21 protein-coding genes are annotated in these 21,003 nt (G+C 63.2%); 4 read left to right on the top strand and 17 right to left on the bottom strand.

Going from position 1 to position 21,003, the window contains the following annotated elements; translation table 11 throughout:
- Positions 1–11 precede the first annotated feature (11 nt).
- The 15 genes from lpqB to KTR60_RS10785 all read right to left on the bottom strand — a co-directional run bounded on the left by lpqB (position 12) and on the right by KTR60_RS10785 (position 15,899).
- Positions 12–1,790: an MtrAB system accessory lipoprotein LpqB gene (lpqB, locus tag KTR60_RS10855; RefSeq protein WP_042450111.1), complete on the bottom strand. Its 1,779-nt coding sequence runs from the start codon at positions 1,788–1,790 to the stop codon at positions 12–14.
- Entirely contained in the window at positions 1,787–3,526 is a 1,740-nt protein-coding gene (mtrB, locus tag KTR60_RS10850) for an MtrAB system histidine kinase MtrB (protein WP_042450112.1), read from the bottom strand. The genes lpqB and mtrB overlap by 4 nt, the downstream gene beginning before the upstream one ends.
- A complete protein-coding gene (gene mtrA, locus KTR60_RS10845) occupies positions 3,523–4,200 on the bottom strand; it encodes an MtrAB system response regulator MtrA (protein ID WP_003941013.1) in 678 nt (225 codons plus the stop codon). Before mtrA ends, mtrB begins: the two co-directional genes overlap by 4 nt.
- 116 nt (positions 4,201–4,316) lie before the next feature.
- On the bottom strand, positions 4,317–4,958 hold the full coding sequence (locus tag KTR60_RS10840) for a dTMP kinase (RefSeq protein ID WP_007731190.1): 642 nt from the start codon (positions 4,956–4,958) through the stop codon (positions 4,317–4,319).
- Between the two features lie 80 nt (positions 4,959–5,038).
- Positions 5,039–6,517, bottom strand: coding sequence for an adenosylhomocysteinase (gene ahcY, locus KTR60_RS10835; protein ID WP_003940766.1), 1,479 nt, complete (start codon positions 6,515–6,517; stop codon positions 5,039–5,041).
- Between the two features lie 60 nt (positions 6,518–6,577).
- Positions 6,578–7,219: a TetR family transcriptional regulator gene (locus KTR60_RS10830; protein ID WP_003941024.1), complete on the bottom strand. Its 642-nt coding sequence runs from the start codon at positions 7,217–7,219 to the stop codon at positions 6,578–6,580.
- A 48-nt stretch (positions 7,220–7,267) separates the two neighbouring features.
- Positions 7,268–7,450 (bottom strand): rubredoxin, encoded by a 183-nt coding sequence (locus KTR60_RS10825; protein WP_003940894.1) that lies wholly within the window; start codon positions 7,448–7,450, stop codon positions 7,268–7,270.
- Complete coding sequence (locus KTR60_RS10820; RefSeq protein ID WP_003940827.1) at positions 7,447–7,632, bottom strand: rubredoxin; 186 nt, start codon at positions 7,630–7,632, stop codon at positions 7,447–7,449. The genes KTR60_RS10825 and KTR60_RS10820 overlap by 4 nt, the downstream gene beginning before the upstream one ends.
- A complete protein-coding gene (locus KTR60_RS10815) occupies positions 7,632–8,858 on the bottom strand; it encodes an alkane 1-monooxygenase (protein ID WP_228402138.1) in 1,227 nt (408 codons plus the stop codon). The genes KTR60_RS10820 and KTR60_RS10815 overlap by 1 nt, the downstream gene beginning before the upstream one ends.
- Before the next feature lie 111 nt (positions 8,859–8,969).
- Positions 8,970–10,466: an amino acid permease gene (locus KTR60_RS10810; RefSeq protein WP_007731185.1), complete on the bottom strand. Its 1,497-nt coding sequence runs from the start codon at positions 10,464–10,466 to the stop codon at positions 8,970–8,972.
- 86 nt (positions 10,467–10,552) lie between these two features.
- Positions 10,553–11,512, bottom strand: coding sequence for a cation diffusion facilitator family transporter (locus KTR60_RS10805; RefSeq protein ID WP_228402137.1), 960 nt, complete (start codon positions 11,510–11,512; stop codon positions 10,553–10,555).
- A gap of 8 nt (positions 11,513–11,520) precedes the next feature.
- Positions 11,521–12,753, bottom strand: a complete 1,233-nt coding sequence (gene manA, locus KTR60_RS10800; protein WP_042450116.1) for a mannose-6-phosphate isomerase, class I — start codon at positions 12,751–12,753, stop codon at positions 11,521–11,523.
- Entirely contained in the window at positions 12,754–13,848 is a 1,095-nt protein-coding gene (locus KTR60_RS10795) for a hypothetical protein (protein ID WP_030535017.1), read from the bottom strand.
- Between the two features lie 163 nt (positions 13,849–14,011).
- Positions 14,012–15,385 carry a phosphomannomutase/phosphoglucomutase gene (locus KTR60_RS10790; RefSeq protein WP_003941022.1) on the bottom strand — a complete coding sequence of 458 codons (1,374 nt, stop codon included), beginning with the start codon at positions 15,383–15,385 and terminating at the stop codon, positions 14,012–14,014.
- 127 nt (positions 15,386–15,512) lie between these two features.
- Positions 15,513–15,899, bottom strand: a complete 387-nt coding sequence (locus tag KTR60_RS10785) for a DUF3499 domain-containing protein (RefSeq protein ID WP_007731177.1) — start codon at positions 15,897–15,899, stop codon at positions 15,513–15,515.
- A 79-nt stretch (positions 15,900–15,978) separates the two neighbouring features.
- On the opposite strand from KTR60_RS10785, the gene KTR60_RS10780 reads away from it, so the two are divergent.
- Positions 15,979–16,467 carry a metallopeptidase family protein gene (locus KTR60_RS10780; protein WP_003940797.1) on the top strand — a complete coding sequence of 163 codons (489 nt, stop codon included), beginning with the start codon at positions 15,979–15,981 and terminating at the stop codon, positions 16,465–16,467.
- Positions 16,468–16,642: 175 nt separating this feature from the next.
- Here the strand turns inward: KTR60_RS10780 and KTR60_RS10775 are convergent, their stop codons facing one another.
- Positions 16,643–16,921: a WhiB family transcriptional regulator gene (locus tag KTR60_RS10775; protein WP_020907098.1), complete on the bottom strand. Its 279-nt coding sequence runs from the start codon at positions 16,919–16,921 to the stop codon at positions 16,643–16,645.
- 380 nt (positions 16,922–17,301) lie between these two features.
- Here KTR60_RS10775 and cofD point away from each other — a divergent pair, with 380 nt between their 5' ends.
- The 3 genes from cofD to KTR60_RS10760 are packed head-to-tail and all read left to right on the top strand — an operon-like array spanning position 17,302 to position 20,241.
- Entirely contained in the window at positions 17,302–18,294 is a 993-nt protein-coding gene (gene cofD, locus KTR60_RS10770) for a 2-phospho-L-lactate transferase (RefSeq protein WP_003940958.1), read from the top strand.
- On the top strand, positions 18,291–19,676 hold the full coding sequence (locus KTR60_RS10765) for a coenzyme F420-0:L-glutamate ligase (RefSeq protein WP_161120851.1): 1,386 nt from the start codon (positions 18,291–18,293) through the stop codon (positions 19,674–19,676). Before cofD ends, KTR60_RS10765 begins: the two co-directional genes overlap by 4 nt.
- A 4-nt stretch (positions 19,677–19,680) precedes the next feature.
- Positions 19,681–20,241 carry an NUDIX hydrolase gene (locus tag KTR60_RS10760; RefSeq protein WP_003940680.1) on the top strand — a complete coding sequence of 187 codons (561 nt, stop codon included), beginning with the start codon at positions 19,681–19,683 and terminating at the stop codon, positions 20,239–20,241.
- Here the strand turns inward: KTR60_RS10760 and KTR60_RS10755 are convergent.
- On the bottom strand, positions 20,232–21,002 hold the full coding sequence (locus KTR60_RS10755; protein ID WP_003940765.1) for an SGNH/GDSL hydrolase family protein: 771 nt from the start codon (positions 21,000–21,002) through the stop codon (positions 20,232–20,234). The two genes, KTR60_RS10760 and KTR60_RS10755, sit on opposite strands and share 10 nt — an antisense overlap.
- Between the last annotated feature and the right edge of the window lies 1 nt (position 21,003).

The raw sequence follows: 21,003 nt of genomic DNA, 5'->3' as shown, positions 1-21,003 counted from the left end.
GCGCAGAGGCGTCAGCCAGGCAGTACCGGAATCGCCTTCTGTCCGGTCAGCACGGTCACCTCACGCCAGCGGCGATCCCCGGCGGGGTCGTTGTTGTTCAGTTGGAACACCGCACGCGCGTCGGCGACGTACTCGGTGGTCGGCGACGCATCCACGGAGGTAACGGGAGCGGTCAGGTTTCCACTCGGCAGCGCGTCCATTCGTGAGCCGTCGATCGCGACCTGGACGACCGGTATGTCGGCTCCACTGCGCGCGATCACGATGGTGTCGCTGTTGCTCCAGTCGAGTGAGAGCGCGGTACTGCCCAAGCCGGAGGCCACTGCGCGTGGACTCGTCAGGGCATAGACCCCGCTGGCGGTGCGCACGACCACAGCCAGGTAGACCTTGCCGTCGATGATCATCGCCGCTCGCACGCCGTCCCGCGACAGACGCAGTTCCGAGATCGTCGAACCGACCGACGTCAGGGCCCCGACGTCGACGTTGGTGACCGACACCCGGCCGGTGCCTGGTTCACGGACGACCCGAACGACGGTATTGCCGTTCACAGCCGTCCAGACCGCGTTGTTGTCCAGCTCCCACGAAGGCCTGGTGATGGCGCTGCCTTCGAGTACCGGAACGGACCCTTCGCCGTATGTCCCGAGCGACAAGTCGAATCTTGTGCCGGGATCCGGCCGAGCGGTGTCCGCGACGGCTGCCACCAACTTGCCGTCCCGTGAGAGAGCAGCCGCCGTGAGGTTGCCCGCATTGCCCGCGAAACCGGGCACCGGAGTCGCCTCTTGCTCGGTGACACTCACCAGTGAACCGTTGCGCAGTGCATGCAGTCCGACGGTTGCACTCGTGGTGGCCAGTGGGTTGGTGGATGCGACGTCGGCGGTGGTCCAGCCGTCGGCATGAGCCGCGTCCAGCGGTTCGCCGTCGATCTCCAGAACGTACGGCCCTGCCACATCGGCGTTGGCGAGCGTCCAAATGACCTGTGCTGCAAACAAACCGCGAGTAGCAGCATCCATCGGGTTGTCAAGGCGGAAGTTGATGCGCACACCACCGAGACCGACTCCGACCTGTCCCGGCTTACCGTCGGCCTTGGTGATCGGACCGATCACCGACACGCCATTGCCCAGTTCGTTTCGCACAGCCGGCGCCAGCGCTGCCTTCGGTCCGTCGATCATCAGACCGATCAGCTGAGCCGCCACCTGGTCCTGCCCGCCGGAGATCCAGCGAAGATCGGGGACGACCGTCTGGCTGGTGGGGTCGAGGAAGAACAACGACTTCCGCTGGTAAGCGCCGAGGAACTGCGGACGCTCCATGATCACGCCGGGAGGCAGATCACTGATCCGCCATTCGCCGTCGGTCAACGCCAGGGTCATCCTCGCTTCGAAGCTGCCCTCTTCGGGAACGTACAGTCCTCCCGGGTCGAGGCGACCGACCTTGTTCACACGAATCGTGTAGACGGCTTCGGTGCTGGTTCGAGAAACCGAGAGCACATCGACCTTGTCGACGATGACAGCACTTGCCGCGTCGTCCCAACGCGCCGAAGCGTCCTTGGTGAGGTACTGACGGGCTGCGGCGTGCCGGTTGGACGGATCGGTACTCGCCTTGACGAAGTCACGTACCAGCAGGTCCGGCTCTCGCCCCGATGCCGGTGATTCGACGGAGGTTCCGGGCACGGCTGTCGCCAGAGTTCCGATTGCTTGTGGCGACGAGGACTCCGGCAAACTCGCGCATGCACCGGTCAGCAACAGAACGCTCAGGGTTGTTGCGAGAAGTCCCAGACGACGGCGGGTTCCGATCATGATCGATCCCCACCGTTGGACTCGTTCCGTGAGTCAGTTTCGCGCGGAGTCGGCAAGGACGATGTGACCTCGCCGACGGTATCGGCGACGATGTCGGCTTCGCTCGGCGTGCGGACGAATTTGGTGGTCGTCGGCTTGAGTGGCAGCGGACTCGACACGACTTTCTTGCCACGGGTGCGCGAGAGCGTCAGCCGGAAGCAGGCTCCGACTCCCGGTTCGCCCCAGGCCTCGAGCTTGCCGTCGTGCAGATTCGCGTCTTCGACACTGATCGCGAGGCCGAGTCCGGTGCCACCACTGCGGCGCACACGGGACGGGTCCGATCGCCAGAACCGGTTGAAGACCAACTTCTCCTCGCCCGGACGCAACCCGACGCCACTGTCGCGGACGATGAAGGCGAGGGCATTGTCGTCGGCGCGAAGGCGAAGCAGAATCGGCTTCCCCTCACCGTGGTCGATGGCGTTGGCAAGGAGATTTCGCAGGATGCGTTCGACGCGGCGCGGATCGACATCTGCCATGACCGGCTCGTCGGGCATGTCCACGATCAGTTCGGTGCCGGATTCGCGGGCGAGATGGCGAACCGTGGAAACGGCCGCTCGCGCACACATACGGACGTCGAGTTGTTCGGACGCAAGTTCCGCGACACCGGCGTCGTGACGGGAGATCTCGAGGAGGTCCGCCAGTAGCCCTTCGAACCTGTCCAGTTCGGCGACAAGCAGTTCCGACGACCGACGCAGCATCGGGTCGAGGTTCTCGCTGCCGTCGTAGATCAGGTCGGCTGCCATCCGGACCGTGGTCAGAGGTGTGCGGAGTTCATGGCTGACATCGGAGGTGAAGCGTTTCTGGAGACTGCCGAACTCCTCCAGCTGGGTGATCTGTTTGGACAGACTCTCGGCCATCTCGTTGAAGGACATGGCCAGGCGCGCCATGTCGTCCTCGCCGCGGACCGGCATTCGTTCCTTGAGTCGGCCGTCTGCGAAACGCACCGCGATTCGTGAGGCCGATCGGATGGGAAGCACGACCTGCCTGGCAACCAACAGCGAAATCGCAGCCAGGAGCACCAGCAACACGGCTCCACCGATCAGCAGGGTGCTTCGAACAAGCGACAGACTCCGGTCTTCGCTGGCGAGCGGGAAGATCAGGTACAGCTCGAGTCCCGATATCGACGACGCGGTGGGGCTACCGATGATCAGCGCTGGACCGGAGTAACCGTTCGGGTTGGACACCGTCGCGAATTGGTAGCTGATCTGGCCGCGTTTGACGAACTCGCGAAGGTTGTCGGGGATCTGATCGACCGGTCCCGAACTCGTCGGCTGGCGCGGCCCGTCCCCTGGCACGATGAGCACCGGGTCGAAGGTGCCGGCCGACCCGGAGGCCTGGCCCGAGGTCTGGTTTCGACGGCTGGTCAGTCCGGATGCAGCGCTTTCCAATTGAACGTTGAGCGCCGTCGAATCGTCGACGCCCGCGAGTTGGTCTTCGACGATGCCGCGGGCTCGGTCCATTTCCTCGGTCGCCGCGGTGATCTTCGTTTCCAACAGCCGATCGGTGATCTGGCTGGTCAGCACGACACCGAGAATGACGATGACGATCAAGGACAACGTCAAAGTCGAGACGACCACTCGCAATTGGAGCGAGCGTCGCCACGTGTGCGCGAGGGTGTTGCTCATCGAGTGACACCACCGCAGAAATGGCGTCAGCCGTCGGTTGAGACGACGACGCCACCTGGAAACTCCGCTCACGGCGGTCCGGCCTTGTAGCCGACCCCCCTGACCGTCAGAACCACTTCGGGATTCTCGGGATCAGTTTCGACCTTGGCGCGCAAACGCTGAACGTGCACGTTCACCAGGCGGGTGTCGGCGGCGTGGCGGTATCCCCACACCTGCTCGAGGAGGACTTCACGGGTGAACACCTGGCGCGGCTTGCGCGCCAATGCGACCAGCAGGTCGAATTCGAGTGGTGTGAGCGAGATCTGCTCGCTGCCGCGGCTGACCTTGTGTGCCGGAACGTCGATCACGATGTCGGCGATGCTCAGCAGCTCGGCCGGCTCCTCTTCCGTGCGGCGCAGGCGAGCACGCACCCGCGCCACCAGCTCCTTCGGCTTGAACGGCTTCATGATGTAGTCGTCCGCACCGGATTCGAGGCCGAGCACGACGTCGACGGTGTCGGTCTTGGCCGTCAACATCACGATGGGCACGCCGGAATCCGCACGCAGAACTCGGCATACGTCGATCCCGTTCATTCCGGGAAGCATGAGATCGAGCAGGACGAGGTCGGGCCGGGTCTCACGCACTGCCGCGAGCGCCAGGGTTCCGTCGCCTACCACGTAGGGATCGAAACCCTCACCACGCAGCACGATCGTGAGCATCTCGGCGAGTGCCGTGTCGTCGTCGACAACCAGAATCCTTGGTTTCATATCCCTATCGTTGCATCTCGGAGCGATGAATCAGACCGTTACGAGGCCGTGCGGCGTGCCGCGTCTTTCCCTCTACTGTGCCGGAAAGTTCGAATCCCGGCCGCAAGGGTGACCGATCACGCGAAATCCGCGAGCCTGCGCGCCAGTTCGCCCGGGTCCGTCTCCGGCCCCACGATCCACCAGGGCGAGACCCAGTCCGTCGCTGCCAACTGCTTGTAGAGCTCACCGGTTCTGGCCTGCAGGCCGCCGTCGCGCTCGTAGGCGTCGAGCTGACGCGACGCGTCCTCGGCCTCACGCGAGCGGGCACGCTGCTCGGCCAGAGCTACCGGTACGTCGAGGTACAACTGCAGATCGGGAGCGGGAAGAGCGAGTCGACCCAACTCCAATTCACGGACCCAGGCGACCATCTCGCCGTCCACGCCCTGATGCGCGCGCGCCGCGTTGTAGGCGGCGTTGGACGCCACGTAGCGGTCGAGGAGAACAATGTCGTTGGCGGACAACAGGTCCGAGATCCGATCCGCCGCACCCGCGCGGTCCAGGGCGAACAGGACTGCCATCGCGTTCACGGATTCAGCCAGGTCTCCGTGCGATCCTTTGAGTGCCTCGGCAGCAAGATCCGCGTGGATCGACTTCCCGTACCGCGGAAAATCCAGAGTCGCGATCGACGTGCCGCCGCGGCGGAGTTCGCTCTCCACTTTGCCGATCAACGTTCGCTTTCCAGCGCCGTCGAGGCCTTCCAATGCCACCAGTGTTCCCACGGCGGACAAGCCTATCCCCCGGCCTGCTTGCGCAGACCGGGGGACGGCGGACACTACATCCTCAGTGACGAATCACCGGGTCAGTAGCGGTAGTGCTCGGGCTTGTACGGGCCTTCGACGTCGACGCCGATGTACTCTGCCTGATCCTTCGTGAGCTTGGTCAGCGTGCCACCGAGTGCCTCGACGTGGATCTTGGCGACCTTCTCGTCGAGGTGCTTCGGGAGGCGGTAGACCTCGTTGTCGTACTCGTCCGGCTTCGTCCACAGTTCGATCTGCGCGATGACCTGGTTGGAGAAGCTGTTGCTCATCACGAACGACGGGTGGCCCGTCGCGTTGCCGAGGTTGAGCAGGCGGCCTTCGGACAGCACGATGATCGAGTGGCCGTCGGCGAACGTGAACTCGTCGACCTGCGGCTTGATGTTGATCCGCGTGACGTCGCCGGACTTCTCGAGGCCGGCCATGTCGATCTCGTTGTCGAAGTGACCGATGTTGCCCAGGATGGCCTGATGCTTCATGGCCTTCATGTGCTCGAACGTGATGATGTCCTTGTTACCGGTGGACGTGATCACGATGTCGGCCCAGCCGATGGCCTGCTCGACTGTCTTGACCTCGAAGCCGTCCATGAGCGCCTGCAGGGCGTTGATGGGGTCGACCTCGGTGACCGCGACGCGAGCGCCCTGGCCGCGAAGTGCCTCGGCACAACCCTTGCCGACGTCTCCGTAACCGCAGACCAGCGCAGCCTTGCCGCCGATCAGAACGTCGGTGCCGCGGTTGATGCCGTCGAGCAGCGAGTGGCGCGTGCCGTACTTGTTGTCGAACTTGCTCTTGGTGACCGAGTCGTTGACGTTGATAGCGGGGAACGTGAGTTCACCGGCAGCGGCAACCTGGTACAGGCGCAGAACGCCCGTGGTGGTCTCCTCGGTGACGCCCTGGACGGACTCGGCGATTGCCGTCCACTTGCCCTTGTCGGACTCGAGGGACTGACGCAGAAGTGCAAGGAAGACCTTGTACTCGTCGGAATCCTGGTCGTCGTCCGTCGGCGGGACGACGCCGGCCTTCTCGAACTGTGCGCCCTTGAGCACCAGCATGGTGGCGTCGCCGCCATCGTCGAGAATCATGTTGGCAGGCTCACCCGGCCAGGTCAGCATCTGCTCGGCTGCCCACCAGTACTCTTCGAGGGTTTCACCCTTCCAGGCGAAAACCGGAACGCCCTTGGGCTCTTCCGGGGTGCCGTGCGGACCGACGACGATGGCGGCGGCAGCGTGATCCTGCGTGGAGAAGATGTTGCATGAAGCCCAGCGGACCTCGGCGCCGAGCGCGGTCAGCGTCTCGATCAGCACCGCGGTCTGAATGGTCATGTGCAGCGAGCCGGAAACGCGAGCGCCCTTGAGCGGCAACACCTCTGCGTATTCGCGACGAAGCGCCATGAGGCCGGGCATCTCGTGCTCTGCCAGACGGATTTCCTTGCGACCGAACTCCGCGAGCGAAAGATCTGCAACTTTGAAGTCGATGCCGTTACGGCTCTCGGCCACGGGCGTTGTTGAAACTGAGGTCGTCATCTGCCTCTCCTGGTTGACGTGCATACTCTGCACAAGCCTATCGGTGTACCAGGCTATCGGTTAGACGCCCTCTCCCGCCCGCCCCTCTACTGCGCGGCCCTCGCGCGCCACGTCGATGAACGGCCCGAGCAGTATGCCCAGATCCTCCGCCACCGAAGCCTCGGACTCCGGCGGCATCGAAATGTAGCTCAGCCCGAGACGCGCAATCGCCCTGGCCAGAATTCCGGCGTCGGCGGGTGACGCCTGAATCCACCCTCGCTGGAAACTCTCCGCAAGCCGCGACGACGCGCGCTCGATGATGACCGCACTGTCGGTGGTGATCAGGCGAAGCAGGTCCGGCTTGGCCTCACCGGTGAGCAGAGAGATCACCAACGGGTCGGTTGCACTGGAGGCGAAAAACGATCCGAAACCCGCCGTCAATGCCTCGACTGCACGTCCGTCGTTCGCCACCATGGCCTCGTCCACCGCGTCGACGAAGCCGTCAGCAAGGCGAAGCGCGTACGCCTCGGCAAGCCCTTGCCTCGAGCCGAACTCGTTGTAGAGCGTCTGACGACTCACACCGGCATGCTTGGCCAGAACCGTCAGCGTCACCTCGGACCAGTCGCGCTCGGTCAACAACTCACGCATCGAATCGAGCACCGACGTACGCAGCAGCAGGCGCGACGCTTCTTTCTGCGGCAGACGAGTGGGCGTCGAAGTCATGGTGACGACACTACCGCCGCACCTAGGTCCGTTCGACGCCGACGCATCTCACCGTCGTTCGACCTCAACCATGAAGAAGTCGCTCTTCGCCGCCCCGCAGTCCGGGCAACTCCAGTCTTCGGGAATGTCGTCCCAGCGAGTGCCCGGTTCGATACCGTCCTCCGGCCAGCCGACTGCCTCGTCGTACTCGAAGCCGCATTGCGCGCACTGATACAGCTTGTAGTCGTTCATGATTCACTCCCCGCCGTTGCCGGCATCGGCTCGAAGTCCAGCTTTTCCCTCACGCCGCAGTCCGGACAGCACCAGTCGTCCGGCACGGCATCCCACGGCGTGCCCGCCGGAAACCCTTCTCGTGGTGCACCCTTCGATTCGTCGTAGACGTATTCACACACCGGGCATCGATAGCTGCTCATCACGCTGCTCCGTACCGAGCAAGGAGGCGATCACGCTTGGACGGCTGAACGTTGACGCGGGTGATGTCGCCGCCGTAGTGCGCAAGGACTTTGGGATCCATCACTTTTCGCCACAGCGGTGGAACGTAGGCGAGGATGATCATGCTCGCGTACCCACTGGGCAGGTTGGGCGCACCGTCCATGCTTCGAAGCGTCTGATAACGACGCGTCGGGTTCGCGTGATGATCGCTGTGACGCTGGAGGTGATACAGGAAGATGTTGGTGCAGATGTGATCACTGTTCCAACTGTGCTCCGGTGCTGCACGCTCGTACCGCCCGCTGTCCAGACGACGACGCTTCAGTCCGTAATGTTCGAGGTAGTTGACGGTTTCGAGCAGACAGAATCCGAACACGGCCTGCAGCACCAGGAACGGCAGTACCGAGAGGCCGAAGACGGCGACGAGGACACCGAACAGTACGACGGACATCAACCACGAATGCAGGACGTCGTTGCGAATTGTCCACGGCTTCTTACCCAGTCGATCGAGTCTGGCCTTTTCCAGGGACCACGACGAGCGCAGAGATCCCCACACACTGCGCGGCAGGAAGGTCCAGAAGCTCTCACCGAAGCGAGACGACGCCGGATCCTCGGGCGTGGCGACGCGCACGTGGTGTCCACGATTGTGCTCGATGTAGAAGTGGCCGTAAAACGACTGCGCCAGAGTGATCTTCGACAACCAGCGTTCGAGATCGTCCTTCTTGTGACCGAGCTCGTGTGCGGTGTTGATCCCGATTCCTGCGACACAACCGATACTGATCGCCAGACCGATCTTGGAGATCAGCCCAAGTCCCCCGTCGATTCCGAGCCAGGACAGATCGGTCGCCGACCAGATGTAGCAGGCCAGGACCAGGCTGACCAACTGGAACGGTATGTAGATGTAGGTGCAATACCGGTAGTACTTGTCGTTCTCGAGGCGCTCCATCACTTCGTCCGGCGGATTCTCGCCGTCCGGGCCGAAGAAGACGTCGAGGATCGGGAGCAGGATGTAGACGAGCAGCGGCCCGATCCACCACCACACCGGCGAGACCGCATTCCATCCGAGACTGTTGAACAACGCGACCAATCCGACGGCGATGAAGACCGCCGTCGGCGGCACGAGGCCGAGCAGCCAGAGATATCTCTTCTTGTCACGCCACTGCTCGGGCGGGAGCGTCTGGCCGGATTGCGAGTCCACGTGCGTCGACACGGTCTACCTCCTCGATTCGGACCGACCCGAAAACTGTGAGTCAGTTCACTATGAGGTAGACAGTACTACTGATTTTGTACAAGTGATAGACAAATCATAAACTTTGTACATCTACTCGATTTCGCCGCGTTCACGCTTCCCGATCATCGAATGCTGCCTGCTGTAGGCGAAATAGATGACAACGCCGAGGGCCATCCAGACCACGAACCTCATCCAGGTCTCCACCGACAGGTTGAACATCAGCCACAGACACGCGAGGACTGCCAGAATCGGGACCAGCGGGACCAGCGGCACCCTGAATCCGCGAGGTAGGTCGGGACGCGTCCGACGGAGCACGAGAACCCCGATCGAGACGAGAACAAAAGCGAACAGTGTGCCGATGTTGACCATTTCCTCGAGGGTGCCGATCGGAAAAACGCCGGCGAGCACCGCGACCACGACGCCGACCAAGATCGTGATCCGCACAGGGGTTCCGTGCTTGCCGGTCGGCGCCAGGCGTCGTGGCATCAGACCGTCGCGTGCCATCGCGAAGAGCACCCTGGTCTGCCCGAGCATCAGCACCATCACCACTGTCGTGAGACCGGCCAACGCACCGAACGAGATGACGTTTTTCGCCCACGTGATGTCGTGGAAGGCGAATGCCGTTGCCAGGTTGGAGGTATCGCCCTCGAGTTCGGTGTATTTCACCATCCCCGTCAGCACCAGTGTCACCGCCACGTACAGAACCGTGACGATCAGGAGCGAACCCAGGATGCCGCGTGGCAGCGCCTTCTGCGGCTCCTTCGCCTCCTCCGCCGTCGTGGCGACGACGTCGAAGCCGATGAACGCGAAGAACACCAGACTGGCTGCCGCGAGCAATCCGTACCACCCGAACGTGCTGCCACCGGCCCCGGTCACGTACGAGAACAACGACTGGTGGATGCCCTCTCCCGTCGAGCCCGGCTCCGACGGCGGAATGTACGGCGAGTAGTTGTCGGTGTCGATGTAGAAGAGGCCGACGACGATCACCAGCAACACCACCGCGACCTTGATCGCCGTGATCACCAGTGACACCCTCGACGAGAGTTTTGTGCCGGTCGCGAGCAGGATCGTGATGACAGCGATCACCAGCACCGCACCCCAGTCGAAGGATATCGGCCCCAACTCGACGATCGGGCTGCGTGAGCCCATCACTTCGCCGAGGTACAGCGACCAGCCTTTGGCGACCACCGAAGACGCCAAGGCGAATTCGAGGATGAGATCCCAGCCGATGATCCAGGCGACGAATTCGCCGAACGTCGCGTACGAGAACGTGTACGCGCTACCGGCAACCGGGACCGTCGACGCGAATTCGGCGTAACACAGCGCTGCCAGTCCGCAGGCGATGGCGGCAATGACGAACGCGAGCGAGACCGACGGCCCGGCGACATTTCCCGCCGTCCGAGCCGTGAGTGTGAAGATGCCCGCACCGATGACGACTGCGACACCGAACACCGTGAGATCCCACGAGTTCAGTTCTTTCCGGAGTTTGGTTTCCGGCTCGTCGGTGTCCTTGATGGACTGCTCGATCGATTTGGTTCGAAACAGCTTCGACCGTCCAGATCCGGCCTGCTCGTCCTTGACAGCCATTGCCGCCTCCTTGCTGGGGACCAGCAGGTCCCACCATGGGCAAGTAGAGAGATGGCATCAGCCTAAGCCCGCAGGCGCAGCTTTGTTCAGGGTTTGTCGGGAGCCTGTAGATCTGTTTCGGGGCGATCTCCTGCGCTGAGACGATCCAGGTCCGGCTCGAGGTAGATCACCCGCGCCGCAGGCACTGCAGCGCGCACGCGAGACTCGGCCTCGTCGATCGCCGTCGCCACGTCCGAGATCGTCGATCCGATCGGCACCGCAACCTTGGCAGCAACAAGGATCTCCTCGGGACCGAGGTACTGCGTCTTGCAATGAATGACGCGTTCGATACGAGTTCCGTCGACCAGGGCGTTGAGGATCAGTTCGGTCTCCACCGCCGTTGCGCCCTCACCGATCAGCAGCGACTGCATTTCGATGATCAGAATGACCGCGATGATGCCGAGCAGGACACCGATGCACAGAGTTCCGATGCCGTCGAAGACCGGATTTTCGGTCACCATCGTGAGGCCGACGCCGCCGAGTGCAAGGACGAGACCGATCAATGCGCCGGTGTCCTCGAGCAGCACAACCGGGAGTTCCGGGCTACGAGAGGTTCGGATGAAGTTCCACCACGACGCATTTCCCTTGAGCGGTCGTGATTCCTTCGCTGCGGTCCGGAAGCTGTAGCCCTCCAGACAAATCGCTATGACAAGAATAGCGATTGCCACGAAAGCCGAATTGAGTTCTTCCGGATGTTGAATCTTGTGAATACCCTCGTAAATCGCGAACAGCGAACCGAGGGTGAAGAGCACCAGTGCAACGACGAACGAATAGAAGTATCGGTTGCGCCCGTAGCCGAACGGGTGCAGTTGATCCGCGTCACGTTCTGCCTTCTTCTGCCCCAGGAGCAGCAAACCCTGATTGGACGTGTCGGCCACCGAGTGCACCGATTCGGCGAGCATCGACGACGATCCGGTGATCAAGAATCCGGCGAACTTGGCTACGGCAATTCCGGCATTGGCTCCGAGGGCCGCCAGAATTGCCTTCTTGCCACCATGAGCCGACACAATGTCTCCTAGTTTCCGACTACGGCACTGAAAACCTGCGCAGTCGGGGTCCGTGTGCTCAGGTGTATCGCAGGCTCGTCGGCAGCGATCCACGCCGCTCGGCCTCGATCGAGGTCGAGAGTGTCGGCGCCGCACGTCGCAGTGACCGCGCCGTCGGTGCAGATCAGAATCCGCGGGCCTGAAGCGTCGACGACGATGTCCGTGGAATTCGCGTCGAACTCCAGACGCGTCAAACGAAATTCGGGCGCCGGCGTGACGTACTCGTAACTACCTGATCCTGACTGACCTGATCCAGATGACGGGGCCGGATCGAGCACTTCGATATCGGCCCCGACGAAGTCCAGAACCCTCAACAGTTCGGGCACGTCGACGTGTTTGGGCGTCAGTCCGCCGCGCAGCACGTTGTCGGAGTTGGCCATGATCTCGACCGCGAGTCCATGAAGATACGCGTGGAGATTTCCCGCAGCGAGAAACAGTCCTTGGCCGGGCTCGAGGGTGACGCGGTTGAGCAGCAGTGCCGCCAGAACACCGGCGTCGCCGGGGTACGCCTCGCTCAATTCCAGCGCGGTGCGGATCTCGGTCACGAATTCGGCGTCGTGGTGCGCGACGTAGGTGATGCACCCGGCAAGTACGGCAGGGAGCAAGGTCCCGAGCACCGTGGACGGCAGCGTGATCCATGTCGTGAACAACGCCCGCAGTCCGTCGGAATCGGGTTGGCCTTCGAGCAGACCGATGTACGGCTCCAACTCGTCGACGGCCAGAGCGCGCAGCAGTTTGACAGTCCGCGTCGGCTCGCGGAATCCGGCAAGCGCTTCGAATCTGCTCAGCGCGACAACGAGTTCGGGCTTGTGGCTGCCGTCCTTGTAGTTGCGAATCGGCGATTCCATGGGAACGCCGAGTGCGTTCTCACGACGAAATCCCTCGTCGGCTTGAACGGCGCTGGGGTGCGCTTGAAGCGACAGCGGTTCTTCCGCCGCAAGCAGCTTGAGCAGGAATGGGAGTCGCTCACCGAATGCCTCGAGGTTCTCACGGCCGAGTTCGCGTTCGGGTTCGCGGTGCAGGACCTCGAGCAACGACTCGCTTCCGGATTCGGTGATCACGCGCGCCGGGTCACCCGGGTGCGCGCCCAACCACAATTCCGCTTCGGGATGATTCGACGGAGTCGAAAGACCGCGTAGTTCGGCAATTGCCGTTCGCGAGCCCCACGCGTAAGAACGAAGTGCACCTTCGAGTTCACGCACTTACTTCGCACCGCCTGTCAACTGCACGTACGCCGCGGCCATGTCTACTCGAGACGCCAACACGAATACCTGCTCCATCTCCGATATGACCACGTTGGTCTGGTCTTCGTCTGCCGCAACCACCAGGTCGGCGTCAGCCAGTGCGTCCATCCGGCGCCTCGCCTCCCCGCGCGTGGATTCGGTCGCGAAGACGAACGCCCGCGCCGGCGGGGTCGGCAGCGCGCCGTCGAGTTGCGGATCGTGAAAGAAGGGGTCGTGGAACACCGAATCACGTGAAGCTGCGTCCGGCGCGAACAGTGCACGCGCCGAACGAATCACCTCGGACATCTCGGCGGCAGCGGCGTTCAGGCCGGAGCTCATCAGCGCAACGCTCGAGAACTCTGCGAGTGCTGTTGTCACGGAACCACTTCCACACAGAACGACTCGCCGGCCGCTCATCCTGGTGGCCAACGACTTGGCCGGGTTGTGGAATACCTCGTTGGCCGGTCCGTCCCGCAGCGCCTCCGCATCAACTGCGTCGGCGATTCGACCGAGCACCGCCGAACGGTCCTCGATCGATCCCTTGCCCTCGATTTCGGCGGCAACCGCGAGGAAGACGGCGAGGAACCGCGTCATCGTGTGCCGGGGCGAGGCGTAGAGCCGCGGCGGCAAGGGCATGGTGCGCCCGGCCGCCACGGCTCGCATGGGCCCCTCGTCGGGAACGGCGACAACAACCTCGGCGCCGCGGCGTACGGCACTGTCAACGGATTCGACGAGGCGTGGATCACCGGCATCGTCACCGGCGACGACGATCACGTCCAACGGCCCGGCCCACGACGGCGTCCGGTCGAGAACGAGGAGCGGGCAACCGACCGAATCTCCGACGAGAGCAAGCGCGATCCTGGCTCCGTGCCGGGCGCCACCCGCGCCGGCGATCAGTACGACGCTGCGCGGACGCAGACCGGCCAATCGGGAGATCACACCCTCACCGACGGCCGACGCGGTGGCCCGAATCTGTGCGCCGCCCATGGCTACAGACCGCAGTAGCCCTTCCGAATCGGCAGCTGACAAACCCTCGCTGTCGTCGAGGTCGAGAAGCGGCATCGGCGCTGTCATCTCACCGCACCCCCTTCTCCGTTAGCAGTTCCCGCACCATCCAGCATTCCAGCTCCACGCGGTCCGTGGTGGCAAAGCCCTCGTTCCCGAGGCCGTCGTTCCTGAGATAGTCCCCCAACTATCCCAGGGCTTCGGCTCACCGACAAACCGATCAGACTCGGATTCAAGCCCGGACGATCGCCAGAATTTCGTTCACCAATGCGTCGACATCGGCGGACGTGGGTGCTTCGACGTTGAGTCGCAGCAGTGGTTCGGTGTTGGACGCGCGCAAGTTGAACCAGGCATTTCCCTCGAGACTGACCGTGACACCGTCGAGGCGATCCACCGACTCGGTGCGGTCGGCAAATGCCGCCAGTACAGCGGCCGTACGATCTGCCGCGTCGGCCACGGTGGAGTTGATCTCGCCCGAGGCCGCGTAGCGGGTGTACTCCGCCATCAACTCGGAGAGCGGACGATCCTGCTCGCCCAGTGCGGCGAGTACGTGCAGCGCCGCGAGCATGCCGGAGTCGGCGCCCCAGAAGTCGCGGAAGTAGTAGTGAGCGGAGTGCTCGCCGCCGAACACCGCACCGGTCTCGGCCATCTCCTGCTTGATGAACGAGTGGCCGACTCGGGTACGAATAGCGACGCCGCCGAGTTCTTCGACCAGTTCGGGCACTGCCCGTGACGTGATCAGGTTGTGGATGATCGACGCGCCCGGTTCCTTCGCGAGTTCGCGCTTGGCGACAAGTGCCGTCACCGCGGACGGCGAGACCGGGTCGCCCTTCTCGTCTACGACGAAGCAACGGTCCGCGTCACCGTCGAACGCCAAGCCGATGTCCGCTCCGGTTTCGCGCACGTAGGCCTGCAGGTCGACGAGGTTGGCCGGATCGAGCGGATTGGCTTCGTGGTTGGGGAACGTGCCGTCGAGCTCGAAGTAGAGCGGCAGGACGTCGAGGGGCATCGGCCCGAATACGGCCGGCGCGGTATGGCCGCCCATACCGTTGCCTGCATCGACTGCGACCTTCAGCGGGCGCAACGCAGCCAGGTCGACCAATCCGCGGAGGTAGCTCGCGTATTCCTCGAGGACGTCCTTGGTGCTGGCGGTGCCTGCCGGTCCGTCGTACGCGGGAACACCCGAGACGACCTCGGCGGAGATGACTGCGAGGCCGGTGTCCTGACCGACCGGCTTGGCGCCGGCCCGACACATCTTGATGCCGTTGTACTTGGCGGGATTGTGGCTCGCCGTGAACATCGCGCCCGGGCAGTTCAGCAAACCGGATGCAAAGTAGAGCTCGTCGGTCGACGCCAATCCGATGTAGACGACGTCGAGCCCTTGAGCAAGCACGCCGTCACCGAAAGCCGAAGACAGTGTGGGCGACGATGCGCGCATGTCGTAGCCGATCACAACCGTCGTGGCGGCGCCGGCCTCGTCGCGGACCAGGCGGGCGAACGACGCACCGACGTCGCGGACAAAATCTTCGTCGATCTGCTCACCGACCACACCGCGTACGTCGTACGCCTTGATGATTGCAGCAACCGACTCGGCTGTTCGCCCCACTGAAAACTCTCCTTGTGCATGCACCCTCACAGACGGGAACGTCCGGGCGCATGGCGTCCGGAGATTCGCAGTACTCGGGTGTGGAAGTACTCGGTCGAGCCTAGCGTCTACGGCGACGAATCTCGCGTCAGTTGGACGGGTCGGGCAGAACGCGTAGGTGTCCACGACGCCCTGTACGGGCAGTACTCGGAGCTGCGGGACGTATGTCCTCATCTGCATCGACGTTGGACTTGCTGCGATCTCCGAGACCGGCCTCACGTACAGCTTCAGCCAAAGCGGTCAGATCGTCTTCGTCGGGAGTACTCGACGCGAATCCGCCTTCGTGGCGGACGAGTTCCCACCCCTTGGGGGCGGTGATTCGAGAGCCGTGAGTGTCACACAAATCCCATGAATGGGGCTCGGCGACGGTTGCCAGCGGCCCGACAACCGCAGTGGAGTCCGAGTAGACATACGTAAGCGTCGCGACGGCGGGGTTCTTGCACCCGGGGCGGCAGCAGCGACGCAGAGATCTCACAGGTACGGAGCCTAGCCCTCCCCACGTCCGGAACCTACTCGGACACACCGAGCAGTTTCTCCTGTCGTAATCTGGCGCCATGCCACAAGCCCGCCGCCGACGCTCGGTCACCACTCGTTCCATCGAGCGACACGGCCGTGGCCTGCGCGGACCGCTACTTCCCCCGGAGGTGCCCGCCAGGCGTACCCGCGCGGAGAAGTTCGATCTCCTGGTGCTCGACGCCTTCTCTCCCGTCGACCTCGCATGGCACGACCGGCTGACGAAACTCGACATCGCAGTGGACGAAGTTCCGAAGATTCACGCGCACGATCCGGAGTCCGTCACATGGCCGCCGGAGGTCATCGCAGACGGCCCGGTTCCACTGTCACGACTGATTCCGGCCGGAATCGACCGTCACGGAAATACGACTCGCGCAAGAATTGTGCTGTTTCGCCGCCCATTGGAGCAGCGAGCGAAGGATCCGGAAGAACTCACGGATCTGGTGCACGACGTGTTGGTCCATCAAGTCGGCACGTATCTGGGCGTCGACCCACAGGTCATCGACCCCACGCTGCCCGACGAGGACTGATACTGCCCGACGAGGACTGACGCACTGTCAGACGAAAAAACTGATGTCACACGAAGAAGTAAATCCACACGAAGAACAAAACAGTCGTTGCTTGACCTGCAATTCCCCGTTGCAGGTCAGACTTTCGAAGACCGCCCGTCAGCCCCGACGCTGACAGAACCGATTCAGCAGCAGATCAGATGATCCCCCGCTTGAGTCGCCGACGCTCGCGCTCGGACAACCCTCCCCAGATTCCGAACCGTTCGTCGTTCGCGAGCGCGTACTCGAGGCACTCGTCACGAACTTCACAACCGAGGCAGATCCGTTTTGCTTCCCTCGTCGATCCTCCCTTTTCAGGAAAGAACGCTTCGGGATCGGTCTGCGCGCAGAGAGCACGCTCCTGCCACTGATCCTCGATGGTGTCGAACAATTCTTCGAAGCCGGTGACGAGACTCAGCACTGGCCGAGTACTCATACCGTCGAACTCACTGCTGCAGGCACCTTCTGCTGCGCCTGCTCGGGAATCGGTCTGCGGTTCGTCGCTTACTGTCATTGCGAGAGAACTGATCTCGACATTTTCATTGGGCATCGTTCCGCCTCCTCACCTGTAATAGCGCAGAATTTTCACTCCATCTTCAACCCCACCCCGTCGACCGTTCGAAACTGTGTTCGAAACCGGCCCCGCTGCAAGTGAACTCACAAGTAGCGGTTGGAATGACACATTTGAGATTACACACGTCCAGCGTGTCGCGGTCAAGCTAAACGAGATGAATCCATTAGTATTCCGGCCCTCAATTGACGGGACCTTCTGCCCGCCAGACACGACGACGCGCCGACCGCCTAGGCTCTGTTGTCGTGAACGTGACTGTATTGGTTGGCGGCGTCGGCGGGGCCCGTTTCCTTCAAGGTGTTCAAAACGCGCTCGGAATCGCCGGTGGTGAATCCCTCGAGAAATACGAAGGCCCACATCGCATCACGGCCGTCGTCAACGTCGGGGACGACGTGTGGATGCACGGTCTGCGCATCTGCCCCGATCTGGACACTTGTATGTACACACTCGGCGGCGGCATCGACACCGAACGCGGGTGGGGGCACGCCGGCGAAACCTGGAATGCGAAAGAAGAACTCGCCGCGTACGGCGCGAAGCCGGACTGGTTCGGCCTCGGAGATCGCGATATCGCAACGCATTTGATTCGCAGCCAGATGCTCCGCACGGGATATCCGTTGTCCGCGATCACCGAAGCGTTGTGCAATCGCTGGAACCCCGGTGTCGCACTGCTTCCCGTGAGCGACGACCGCAGCGAAACACACGTCGTGATCACCGATCCGGAAGACGGTGAGCAGAAGGCGATTCATTTCCAGGAGTGGTGGGTACGCCATCGGGCACAGGTGGAAACGCACAGCTTCGCTCACGTCGGCGCCGAGCAGGCCAAGCCCGCGCCAGGGGTGGTCGAGGCGATCGACGGTGCCGACATCGTGCTGATCGCACCGTCCAATCCCGTCGTGAGCGTCGGCGCGATCCTCGCGGTGCCCGGCATTCGCGGTGCCCTGCGAACAACCGCGGCCAAGGTTGTCGGCCTCTCCCCCGTCATCGGCGGAAAACCGTTGCGCGGCATGGCTGACGAGTGCCTCGAGGTGATCGGGGTCGAGACGACTTCGGAGGCGATCGGTCGCCACTACGGAGCTCGTTCGATCAACGGTATTCTCGACGGCTGGCTCGTCGACGAAGGTGACACGGCCGACATCGACGGGGTGGACGTGCGAAGCATCCCACTTTTGATGACGTCCCCCGAAGAGACCGCGAAAATGGTTCGCACGGCTTTCGAGATCGCCGGAGTCGAACTGTGACCGAGCCCGGAACCGAAGCAAGCCGCGACAGAAATCACTCTCCCGGTGATCACTCCCCCGGCGCCGCAATCGAAGTCATTCCCGTGCTCGGGCTTCCCGAGTTCCGGCCCGGAGACGACTTGGCCACCGCTGTCGTCGACGCGACGCCGTGGCTCGAGAGCGGCGACGTCGTTGTGGTCACGAGCAAGGTGTTCTCCAAAGTCGAGGGTCGCATCGTTTCCTCACCGACCGATCCGGAAGAGCGCGACGCGGCACGACGCCTCCTGGTGGATCAGGAAGCCGTCCGCGTCGTGGCACGCAAGGGCCGCACTCTGATCACCGAGAACAAACTCGGAATCGTGCAGGCCGCATCGGGCATCGACGGCTCCAACGTCGACGGTGCCGAATTGGCGCTACTCCCCGTGGATCCGGATGCGAGCGCTGCGGGTCTGCGCGCCCGAATTCTCGAGAGCACGGGCAAGTCCGTCGCCGTCGTCGTCACCGACACGATGGGTCGTGCGTGGCGCAACGGGCAGACCGACGCCGCAATCGGTTCCTCCGGCATTCCGGTCCTGCACGGCTACCTCGGAGCACAGGACAGTCAGGGCAACGATCTGATCGTCACCGAGATCGCGATCGCGGACGAAATCGCCGCTGCGGGCGACTTGGTCAAGGGCAAGCTGGGCGGCGTTCCCGTCGCCGTCGTTCGTGGGCTTCGGTTCGAGGACGACGGTTCGAGTGGCCAGGATCTGATTCGCCGCGGCCCGGACGATCTGTTCTGGCTGGGCACCGAGGAAGCTACGGCGATGGGCCGTGGCCAGGCGCTGCTGTTGCGTCGATCGGTTCGACAGTTCGCAAGTGATCCCGTCGACGCGGAGATCATTCGCAGCTCGATCGCCGAGGCACTCACCGCTCCCGCACCGCACCACACGAGACCGGTTCGATTCGTGTGGCTACGCACGGAGTCGGTCCGCACGGCTCTTCTCGAGCAGATGCGCGAGAAGTGGGTCGCCGATCTTCGCGCCGACGGTCGCAGTGACGAATCCGTCGAGGCCCGGGTTGCCCGCGGAAACATCCTGTTCGACGCCCCCGAGGTCGTCATTCCCTTCTGCGTGCCCGATGGCGCACACAGTTATCCGGATGCCGGACGAACCGCGGCGGAGTCGACGATGTTCACGGTCGCCGCCGGCGCGGCAGTGCAGGGACTGCTGGTCTCGTTGGCTACGCGCGGCGTGGGAAGCTGCTGGATCGGATCGACGATCTTCGCCGCCGATCTCGTACGCGAACAACTCGATCTCCCGGCGGATTGGCAGCCACTCGGTGCCATCGCAATCGGGCACCCCCTCGAACCACTGACTCCGCGCTCTGTCTCCGCCCCCGGGGACGCGTTGGTGGAGCTGTAGGTCCATGTCAGCCGAATCGCTGCACGCCTCCGCCAAGGGCGTCCTGGAGGGCTGGGAGACGTCCTCCGAAGCGGACGAATCATTGCGGCACACGATGCTCGCGTTCCTCGATTCGGCTCCGGACGGCTGCCTTCGTCGCCACGCACCGGGACACATCACCGCGTCGTCTCTCGTTCTCGACGAGAGTGGCTGCCACGTCTTGCTGACCCTGCATCCCAAGGTGGGCAGGTGGATTCAGCTCGGCGGCCACTGCGAGCCCGACGACGAGACGGTGGTAGATGCGGCATTGCGGGAAGCTCGCGAGGAGTCCGGAATTCACGACGTTCGGATAGACGCGGACCTACTCTCCGCCCACACGCATCCGATCACGTGCTCACTCGGAGTACCGACTCGCCATCTCGATCTACGGTTTCTTGTTGTGGCGCCGGACAATTCACATATCGTCCGCAGCGCAGAGTCCACCGACCTCAGATGGTGGCCGGTGGACGCGCTCCCACCTACAGCGGAACGCGAGACCATCGACCACCTGGTCGCGCTCGCCCGTCAGCGCAAGAATCAGGACTGAATCGGAGAAAGCTGGGGCTGCTTGGCGCTCACGCCGTCGCCCGAAGATGTTCCCTTCACGCGCCGAGCTACCCACGGCACCAAGAACTCTCGCGCCCATTGACGATCCTCGCGACGAGTTTCGGCTTTCGTGAGAACCGGCGCAGGCCCGAGATCGGGCGGGGTCAATCCGTGTTCGACGCCGAGCACGTCGAGCACACGCGTCGCCATGTTCTCGTGCCCGGAGGGCGACATGTGGAGGCGATCCCAGTCCCACATCCGAAGGTCCTGATATTCGGAGAATCGCCAGAAGTCGACGAGGGTCGCGTCGTGGCGGTCGGCCACCTCGCGAACAAGCTCGTTGTAGATCGCCAGACGTCCGCGGAGCTTGCCGAAGAAGGCGGACCATCCGGTGTCGTACGCGGTGAACATCAGAACCCGAGCGCCGGATGCAGTGAGCTGACCGATTGCCGAATCGTAGCGAGCGACCATCGCATCGATGTCGAGCTTCGGACGCATCATGTCGTTTCCGCCGGCGTAGATGGTCACCAGATCGGGCTTCAACGCCAGAGCGGGTTCCAACTGCTCGTCGATGATCGGTCCGAGTAGGCGACCACGAATCGCCAGGTTGGCGTAGCGGAAGTCGGGATTGTTCACCGCCAGCTGCTCGGCCACTCGGTCTGCCCACCCGCGCAGACCGTTGGGGAATCGTTCGTCGGCGTCGCCGACGCCCTCGGTGAACGAGTCACCGAGGGCAACGTAACGGCTCGGAAGAGAAGTCATA

The organism is Rhodococcus sp. C1 (genome assembly GCF_020809065.1).
GTDB classification, from domain to species: domain Bacteria; phylum Actinomycetota; class Actinomycetes; order Mycobacteriales; family Mycobacteriaceae; genus Rhodococcus_F; species Rhodococcus_F qingshengii.
This window is presented reverse-complemented; position numbering and strand designations above follow the sequence as displayed.

Coding starts and splice junctions, on each gene's coding strand:
- lpqB (WP_042450111.1), bottom strand. CDS start 1,790: ATGATCGGAACCCGCCGTCGTCTGGGACTTCTCGCAACAACCCTGAGC.
- mtrA (WP_003941013.1), bottom strand. CDS start 4,200: ATGAAACCAAGGATTCTGGTTGTCGACGACGACACGGCACTCGCCGAG.
- ahcY (WP_003940766.1), bottom strand. CDS start 6,517: ATGACGACCTCAGTTTCAACAACGCCCGTGGCCGAGAGCCGTAACGGC.
- KTR60_RS10830 (WP_003941024.1), bottom strand. CDS start 7,219: ATGACTTCGACGCCCACTCGTCTGCCGCAGAAAGAAGCGTCGCGCCTG.
- KTR60_RS10825 (WP_003940894.1), bottom strand. CDS start 7,450: ATGAACGACTACAAGCTGTATCAGTGCGCGCAATGCGGCTTCGAGTAC.
- KTR60_RS10820 (WP_003940827.1), bottom strand. CDS start 7,632: ATGAGCAGCTATCGATGCCCGGTGTGTGAATACGTCTACGACGAATCG.
- KTR60_RS10810 (WP_007731185.1), bottom strand. CDS start 10,466: ATGGCTGTCAAGGACGAGCAGGCCGGATCTGGACGGTCGAAGCTGTTT.
- KTR60_RS10795 (WP_030535017.1), bottom strand. CDS start 13,848: ATGACAGCGCCGATGCCGCTTCTCGACCTCGACGACAGCGAGGGTTTG.
- KTR60_RS10780 (WP_003940797.1), top strand. CDS start 15,979: ATGCCACAAGCCCGCCGCCGACGCTCGGTCACCACTCGTTCCATCGAG.
- KTR60_RS10775 (WP_020907098.1), bottom strand. CDS start 16,921: ATGAGTACTCGGCCAGTGCTGAGTCTCGTCACCGGCTTCGAAGAATTG.
- KTR60_RS10760 (WP_003940680.1), top strand. CDS start 19,681: ATGTCAGCCGAATCGCTGCACGCCTCCGCCAAGGGCGTCCTGGAGGGC.
- KTR60_RS10755 (WP_003940765.1), bottom strand. CDS start 21,002: ATGACTTCTCTTCCGAGCCGTTACGTTGCCCTCGGTGACTCGTTCACC.